Origin of the sequence: Pseudomonas meliae, assembly GCF_001400515.1 — a bacterium.
In the GTDB taxonomy this organism is placed as follows: Bacteria; Pseudomonadota; Gammaproteobacteria; order Pseudomonadales; family Pseudomonadaceae; genus Aquipseudomonas; species Aquipseudomonas amygdali.
In genome coordinates, this window is sequence record NZ_LJQT01000163.1 from 9,479 (window position 1) to 16,962 (window position 7,484).

Here is a 7,484-nt window from a genome sequence, read left to right on the forward strand (position 1 = left end):
AGCGTGCGGAACGATAACCTGACTATCGTGCGGCGCTCCGCGTCCGATCTTTCCTAGTACCAGCGCGCTTCGCCTGCCGGGCGTTTCTTGAAGCGTTTCATGGTCCACATGTACTGGCTCGGGTAGGCCCGCACGTATTTCTCGACCACTTTGCTCATCGCCGCTGCCGAGGTTTCGGTGTCGGTGCTGTACATGGCTTCAGGGGCCGCTTCGAGTACCACTTTGTAACCCGAGCCGTCCGGCAGGCGCATGGCGTGCAGGAATACACCGACCGCCTTGCCGCCTGCCAGCATGTTCGGTACGAACTTGCTGGTCAGCGCCTGGGTGCCGCAGAAGGGCACGAAGATGCCCGCTGATTCGGCCGGCTCCGGATCGGCCGGAATACCCACCGAGCCGCCTTTGCGCACTTCCTTGATTACACTGAGAATGCCTTCCTTGGTCGACGCCGCAACCCGGTTGCCCAACTGCACACGCTGCTTGCGCAAAAGGTCGTCGACCGCCTTCAGCTTCGGTGGACGATAGAAAATGATCGGCTTGCACTGGCTGCAATAGAAGTGATTGAGCACTTCCCAGTTGCCCAGGTGACTGGTGATGCCGACTACGCCCTTGCCGGACGCCAGCGCATCCTTGAGCACATCGAGCCCTTCGACTTCACGCACCAGGTCGATCGATTTCTGCGCAGGCCAGATCCACGCACAAGCGCTTTCGGTCAAGGTCTTGCCGATGTCCATGAGGCTGCGGCCAACGAGCTTTTCCAGCTCGGGCTCGCTCAACTCGGGGAAGCACTTGGACAGGTTGATCCGTGCCACTTCCCGCGAACGGTTGGGCAGCTTCCACATCAGCCAGCCAATCGCGGTGCCTGCCCACTGCACCGCGCGCCACGGCAACAGCGCAAACAATCGCAACGCCCCGACCATTACGGCGCCTTTGAACTTATCCACAGATGACTCCCAGATTCTCGAGGCGGGTAGTGTAACCGTCAGCGGCTCAGGATCGCATACCGATCGCAATCGACGGTGTGGTCCATGACCATACCGCTGGCCTGCATGTAGGCATAACAGATGGTCGGGCCGACAAAGGTGAAACCGGCCTTTTTCAGCGCCTTGCTCATCGCTTCGGCCTCGGCGGTAATCGCCGGCACTTCGCTGCGATCCTTGAAATGGTTGATCTTCGGCTCGCCACCAACAAACGACCAGAGCAGCGCGACCGGGTCTTCCAGCGCCAGCCAGGCCCGCGCATTGGTGCGCACGGCCTTGAGCTTGAGGCGGTTGCGGATGATGCTCGGATCGAGCATCAGCGTCTCTATTTCGGCATCGCTCAACTGCGCCAGGCGCTCGACGTCAAAGCCGTGCAGCACTTCGCGATAACGCGCCCGCCGCTTGAGAATCGTGATCCACGACAGCCCGGCCTGGAACCCTTCGAGCAAAAGCAACTCGAAGAGCTTCTGCGCATCGCGCAGCGGCACTCCCCACTCCTGATCGTGATAAGCGATGTACAGGGGGTCTTCGTTGCACCAAAAGCAGCGTGTCATAGGGCTCCCAAGGAGTGGACGTGCGGCCGAATCGGGTATACTCCCGCTCTTTGAATCGCAGCCCAGCACAGGTGAAATTTGTGAGCCAGCCTACGCCAGCCGTGCGTACCTTCCAAGACTTGATCCTCGCCCTCCAGCAATACTGGGCAGAACAAGGTTGCGTGGTACTTCAGCCCTACGATATGGAAGTAGGCGCCGGCACGTTCCACACTGCCACGTTTCTGCGCGCCGTAGGCCCGGAAACCTGGAACGCCGCTTACGTACAGCCAAGCCGTCGCCCGACTGACGGCCGCTACGGCGAAAACCCGAACCGCCTGCAGCATTACTATCAGTTCCAGGTGATTCTCAAGCCCAACCCGGACAACTTCCAGGAACTGTACCTGGGTTCGCTCAAGCACATCGGCCTCGATCCGCTGGTGCACGACGTGCGTTTCGTCGAAGACAACTGGGAATCGCCGACGCTGGGCGCCTGGGGGCTGGGCTGGGAGATCTGGCTCAACGGTATGGAAGTCTCGCAGTTCACCTACTTCCAGCAGGTCGGCGGCCTTGAGTGCTACCCGGTTACCGGCGAAATCACTTACGGCCTTGAGCGTCTGGCCATGTACCAGCAGGGCGTGGACTCGGTCTACGATCTGGTCTGGGCTGACGGCCCGTTCGGCAAAGTGACTTACGGCGACGTGTTCCATCAAAACGAGGTGGAACAGTCGACCTACAACTTCGAACACGCCAACGTCGACAAACTGTTCGAACTGTTCGATTTCTACGAGAGCGAAGCCGCACGCCTGATCGAGCTGGAGCTGCCGTTGCCGGGCTATGAAATGGTCCTCAAGGCCTCGCACACCTTCAACCTGCTGGATGCCCGCCGCGCGATTTCCGTGACCGCGCGTCAGCAATACATCCTGCGCGTACGCACGCTGGCCCGCTCGGTGGCTCAGGCCTACCTGCAGGCCCGCGCCCGTCTCGGTTTCCCGATGGCGCCGCCCGATCTACGCGATGAAGTGTTGGCCAAGCTGGAGGCAGCGCAATGAGTGCTCAAGATTTTCTGGTTGAACTGGGCACTGAAGAACTGCCACCCAAGACCCTCGTTTCCCTGGCAGATGCATTTCTGGCCGGTATTGAAAAAGGCCTGTCGGGCGCAGGTCTGACCTACAGCGCCAAACAGGTCTACGCCGCACCGCGTCGCCTGGCCGTGCTGATCACCGCGCTGGCCACGCAACAACCGGATCGCAGCGTCAACCTCGACGGCCCGCCGCGTCAGGCAGCGTTCGATGCGGACGGCAACCCGACGCAGGCAGCACTGGGCTTTGCCAAGAAGTGCGGCGTCGATCTGAGCGAAATCGATCAGAGCGGCCCGAAACTGCGCTACAGCCAGACCATCCTCGGCAAGCCGACCACGTCGCTGCTGCCGACTATCGTCGAAGACTCGCTGAACGACCTGCCGATTGCCAAGCGCATGCGCTGGGGTGCCCGCAAGGAAGAGTTCGTGCGTCCGACCCAGTGGCTGGTGATGCTGTTCGGTGATCAGGTGGTTGACTGCACGATCCTCGCCCAGAGCGCGGGTCGTCATTCTCGTGGTCATCGCTTCCATCACCCGCAAGACGTGCGTATTTCTTCGCCTGCCGGTTACCTCAGCGACCTGCGCGCCGCGCATGTACTGGCCGACTTCAACGAACGTCGCCAGATCATCAGCAAGCGCGTCGACGAGCTGGCCACCCAACAGGAAGGTACTGCCATCGTACCGCCAAGCCTGCTTGATGAAGTAGCCGGGCTGGTCGAGTGGCCGGTTCCGCTGGTGTGCTCTTTTGAAGAACGTTTCCTGGAAGTACCTCAGGAAGCGCTGATTACTACCATGCAGGACAACCAGAAATACTTCTGCCTGCTGGATGCCGAAGGCAAGTTGCTGCCGCGCTTCATCACCGTGGCCAACATCGAGAGCAAAGACCCGGCGCAAATCGTTGCCGGTAACGAGAAGGTGGTTCGTCCACGCCTGACTGATGCCGAGTTCTTCTTCAAGCAGGACAAAAAGCAGAAGTTGGAAACCTTCAACGATCGTCTGAAAAACGTCGTGTTCCAGGCACAATTGGGTAGCGTGTTCGACAAAGCCGAGCGCGTCTCGAAACTGGCTGCCTACATCGCCCCGCGCATCGGCGGCGACGCCCAGCGTGCGGCACGGGCTGGCCTGCTGTCCAAGTGCGACCTGTCGAGCGAGATGGTCGGCGAGTTCCCGGAAATGCAGGGCATTGCCGGTTACTACTACGCCAAGGCTGACGGCGAACCTGAAGATGTTGCGCTGGCGCTCAACGAGCAGTACATGCCACGTGGCGCGGGCGCCGAACTGCCGACAACGCTGACTGGCGCTGCGGTGGCCATCGCCGACAAACTCGACACGCTGGTCGGTATCTTCGGTATCGGCATGCTGCCCACCGGCAGCAAAGACCCCTATGCGCTGCGTCGTGCTGCGTTGGGTATCCTGCGTATTCTGATCGAGAAGAAGCTCGACCTGAACCTGGTCGAAACGGTGAAATTCGCAGTCACGCAGTTTGGCGCGAAGATCAAGCCTGCCGGTCTGGCGGAGCAGGTACTCGACTTCATCTTCGACCGTCTGCGTGCGCGTTATGAAGACGAAGGCGTCGATGTGGCTGTGTACCTCTCGGTACGTGCGCTGCAACCTGCTTCGGCGCTGGATTTCGATCAGCGTGTTCAGGCGGTCCAGGCTTTCCGCAAACTGCCACAGGCCGCTGCACTGGCCGCGGTGAACAAGCGCGTATCGAACCTGTTGAGCAAGGCCGAGGGCAGTATTGCCCAGACCGTCGAGCCCAAGTATTTCGACAACGCCAACGAGTTTTCGCTGTACTCGGCTATTCAGCAGGCTGACCACGCGGTCCAGCCGATGGCTGCCGAGCGTCAATACAGCGAATCGCTGGCGCGTCTGGCGATGCTGCGTGAGCCGGTCGATGCATTCTTCGAAGCGGTAATGGTCAACGCGGAAGACGCCAATGTGCGCGCCAACCGTTATGCCTTGTTGTCGCGTTTGCGCGGCCTGTTCCTTGGCGTTGCCGATATCTCGCTGCTGGGCTGAGAAGGAGTCGATGGTGAAACTGCTGATACTTGATCGAGACGGAGTCATCAACCATGACTCCGATGCTTACATAAAGTCAGTGAAGGAGTGGGTGCCCATTCCCGGCTCGATCAAGGCTATCGCAGATCTGAGCAAGGCCGGCTGGACGGTGGCCGTCGCCACTAACCAGTCGGGCATTGCCCGAGGTTATTATGATCTGGCCACGCTGGACGCCATGCATGAGCGCTTGCGCAAGCTGGTGGCAGAGCAGGGTGGCGAGGTCGGTTTGATCGTCTACTGCCCGCATGGGCCAGACGATGGCTGTAGCTGCCGCAAGCCCAAACCCGGGATGCTGCAGGCTATCGTCACTCATTACGCAGTAGACCCCAAAAGTCTCTGGTTCGTGGGCGACAGTAAAGGTGACCTACAGGCCGCTTTGGCCGTCGATTCTCAGCCTGTGCTGGTGATGACCGGCAAAGGCCGCAAGACGATGGAAGGCGGAGTGCCGGCAGGCACGTTGATTTTTGACGATCTGGCGGCAGTTGCCGCAGAACTTATCCACAACAGCGCTCACTGAACAGTCAGCTCTTCAGGTTCAGGACGCTCAAGGAGCGGGCACCTGCCCGTACGGTAAACGTAACTATGTCGATCATGCAGGCAATCAGGACCTTCTTCTTCTACCTGTTGCTGGGCACCAGCTCGCTGTTGTGGTGCACGTTGAGTTTTTTCATTGCGCCTTTTCTGCCGTTCAAAGCCCGCTATCGCTTCATTAACGTCTATTGGTGCCGCTGCGCCATCTGGCTGACCAAGGTGTTCCTGAACATCAAGGTAGAAGTGACTGGCGCCGAAAACGTACCGAAACCCCCCTGCGTGATCATCTCCAACCACCAGAGCACCTGGGAGACGTTCTTTCTGTCGGCGTATTTCGAGCCGATGAGCCAGGTCCTCAAGCGTGAATTGCTGTATGTGCCGTTCTTTGGCTGGGCGATGGCAATGCTGCGCCCGATCGCCATTGACCGCGAAAACCCGAAAGCCGCACTCAGGGAGATTGCCAAGAAGGGCGACGAGTTGCTCAAGGATGGCGTCTGGGTATTGATCTTCCCGGAGGGCACACGCGTGCCTTACGGCCAGGTCGGAAAATTCTCTCGCGGCGGTACTGCGTTGGCGGTAAACGCTGATCTGCCAGTCCTGCCTATCGCTCATAACGCTGGCAAATACTGGCCTCGAGATGGCTGGGCGAAAAAGCCAGGCACTATCCAGGTGGTGATTGGCGAACCGATGTACGCAGAGGGTACAGGCCCGCGCGCCATTGCTGCGTTGAATGACCGTGTGCAGGCCTGGAATGAGGAAGCACAGCGCGCGATGGGCTCGCCTGTTACACCAGCAGCAAGTCCTGAAAAAGTCCCGGCGTGATTTTGTGGATAACCTGTGTACGGTTTTTCTGAAATCCGTCAAAAACCCTGGCTAACTCTCTAATTCGTATACATATTTTTTCGGGCTATAAAAACCGGAAAAACGTGCATAAGTTTTGGTGATGTATCAAAAACCGACCTGNNNNGAAAGGTCGGTTTTTTATTGCTTGGGCTAACGCCCGAGGCGAAGCCGATTTCAGTCAGGCCAACGCACCGCTCCAATATTTCTGAAAGGGCAGCAGGGGAACATGTCCCGTTCAATCTGGCTGCAACGTTTCCTCAAATACTCGCGCTTGGACCACTCTTATTGCTGCCATAACGCCTACCTTCAGGTAATCTTGCATTTTTGTAATGGAGTACGGCGATGAGCAATTTACCTTTTACAGCCAAAGGGTCTAACGGCGAGATTACATTCACCGGATCTGAGGTTCTAATTCGCCGCACAGGACTGTTTGGTGCACTGCGACAATTCTCAGGCATGGGCAAAGGTAACAAAGATATTCCAATATCAGCCATTTCAGCTATTCGCCTGGAGCCCGCCTCACTGCTTAATAAAGCTTTCTTCCAAGTGATCCACGCTGGTGATTTGGCTTTTCGCGGCGGTTCAACAAATATTGCAAACGATGACAATTCCGTATTCTTCGGCAAGGGCAGCAACGCGGATTTTGAGCAGATCAAGAAAATAATTCTCGAGGCAGTAGCAGCGTCGCACCAACCAGCCAAGACCTCGTCGGCTTCGACAGAGGACATCCCTGCAATGTTGAAAAAACTCTCCGACTTAAAGGACCAAGGCGTCCTGACCGAAGATGAGTTTCTGATAAAGAAAGCAGATCTGCTTTCACGGATGTAGACCGTAACGAGCCTATAGGTAGTGGACACCTGATTCCGGACACGACGTTAAATTTCCGCTAGGACTGAGCGGTTGCCTGGTCCGTTATTGAAAGGGCATGGCCGGCTCCATTGATGCGTAAAATAGTCACTGATATCCCAAAACCATGGTGTTCCACGTGGAACACCAGTCGTAAGTTTTCTCAGCTCCAATGCGCGCACAGTTATCGCGGTGACTACGCCGATGTAAGCACAGCAGTCACTGTGGATCGCTCGTCGTTTCAATCAAAAATATGCCACCTTACCCCAAGATGAGCCGTGGAAACGGTCTGGGTGATAAGGTTTAGGGTCAACGATAGGGGCGACACCACTGACAATGTCAGCGATCAGGTGACCTGCTCCTGGTCCAATACCGAAACCATGGCCGCTGAACCCGGCGGCCAGGACGAGGCCGGGCAGGCTGGCGATTTCACCGATCCCGGGCACACCATCAGGTGTGCTGTCGACATAACCAGCCCAGGCAGCAGTGACCGACGATTGCTTGAGAGCGGGGACCATCGCCACCGCACGCTTGTAGGTCAACTCCACCGCAGAGGCATCTACCTTTGGATCAAGTATGCGCATCTTCTCCATAGGTGTCAACGCCAACCAAAAA

Annotated in this window: 8 protein-coding genes; 5 read left to right on the forward strand and 3 right to left on the reverse strand. The window is 57.9% G+C overall.

Going from position 1 to position 7,484, the window contains the following annotated elements; genetic code table 11:
• Positions 1-53 precede the first annotated feature (53 nt).
• Both ALO64_RS07370 and ALO64_RS07375 read right to left on the reverse strand, forming a co-directional pair.
• On the reverse strand, positions 54-941 hold the full coding sequence (locus ALO64_RS07370) for a lysophospholipid acyltransferase (RefSeq protein WP_002551328.1): 888 nt from the start codon (positions 939-941) through the stop codon (positions 54-56).
• Between the two features lie 38 nt (positions 942-979).
• A complete protein-coding gene (locus ALO64_RS07375) occupies positions 980-1,531 on the reverse strand; it encodes a DNA-3-methyladenine glycosylase I (protein WP_044344970.1) in 552 nt (183 codons plus the stop codon).
• An 80-nt stretch (positions 1,532-1,611) separates the two neighbouring features.
• On the opposite strand from ALO64_RS07375, the gene glyQ reads away from it, so the two are divergent.
• From glyQ to ALO64_RS07400, 5 genes are all read left to right on the forward strand, one after another.
• Positions 1,612-2,559 (forward strand): glycine--tRNA ligase subunit alpha, encoded by a 948-nt coding sequence (gene glyQ, locus ALO64_RS07380; RefSeq protein WP_002551326.1) that lies wholly within the window; start codon positions 1,612-1,614, stop codon positions 2,557-2,559.
• Positions 2,556-4,610 carry a glycine--tRNA ligase subunit beta gene (gene glyS / locus ALO64_RS07385; protein ID WP_002551325.1) on the forward strand — a complete coding sequence of 685 codons (2,055 nt, stop codon included), beginning with the start codon at positions 2,556-2,558 and terminating at the stop codon, positions 4,608-4,610. Before glyQ ends, glyS begins: the two co-directional genes overlap by 4 nt.
• 10 nt (positions 4,611-4,620) lie before the next feature.
• The gene (gmhB, locus tag ALO64_RS07390; protein WP_005732744.1) at positions 4,621-5,166 is read left to right on the forward strand and encodes a D-glycero-beta-D-manno-heptose 1,7-bisphosphate 7-phosphatase; all 546 of its coding nucleotides are present in this window, start codon (positions 4,621-4,623) and stop codon (positions 5,164-5,166) included.
• Positions 5,167-5,231: 65 nt separating this feature from the next.
• Positions 5,232-6,002 (forward strand): lysophospholipid acyltransferase family protein, encoded by a 771-nt coding sequence (locus ALO64_RS07395; RefSeq protein ID WP_044344969.1) that lies wholly within the window; start codon positions 5,232-5,234, stop codon positions 6,000-6,002.
• A 363-nt stretch (positions 6,003-6,365) separates the two neighbouring features.
• The gene (locus ALO64_RS07400) at positions 6,366-6,851 is read left to right on the forward strand and encodes an SHOCT domain-containing protein (RefSeq protein WP_044344968.1); all 486 of its coding nucleotides are present in this window, start codon (positions 6,366-6,368) and stop codon (positions 6,849-6,851) included.
• Between the two features lie 263 nt (positions 6,852-7,114).
• Here the strand turns inward: ALO64_RS07400 and ALO64_RS07405 are convergent.
• On the reverse strand, positions 7,115-7,484 hold a 370-nt coding region (locus tag ALO64_RS07405), incomplete at its 5' end, for an NAD(P)/FAD-dependent oxidoreductase (RefSeq protein ID WP_157058642.1).

Bases quoted from the DNA above. Each gene is read 5' to 3' on its own strand.
- ALO64_RS07375 (WP_044344970.1), bottom strand. From the start codon at position 1,531: ATGACACGCTGCTTTTGGTGCAACGAAGACCCCCTGTACATCGCTTAT.
- glyS (WP_002551325.1), top strand. From the start codon at position 2,556: ATGAGTGCTCAAGATTTTCTGGTTGAACTGGGCACTGAAGAACTGCCA.
- gmhB (WP_005732744.1), top strand. From the start codon at position 4,621: ATGGTGAAACTGCTGATACTTGATCGAGACGGAGTCATCAACCATGAC.
- ALO64_RS07395 (WP_044344969.1), top strand. From the start codon at position 5,232: ATGTCGATCATGCAGGCAATCAGGACCTTCTTCTTCTACCTGTTGCTG.
- ALO64_RS07400 (WP_044344968.1), top strand. From the start codon at position 6,366: ATGAGCAATTTACCTTTTACAGCCAAAGGGTCTAACGGCGAGATTACA.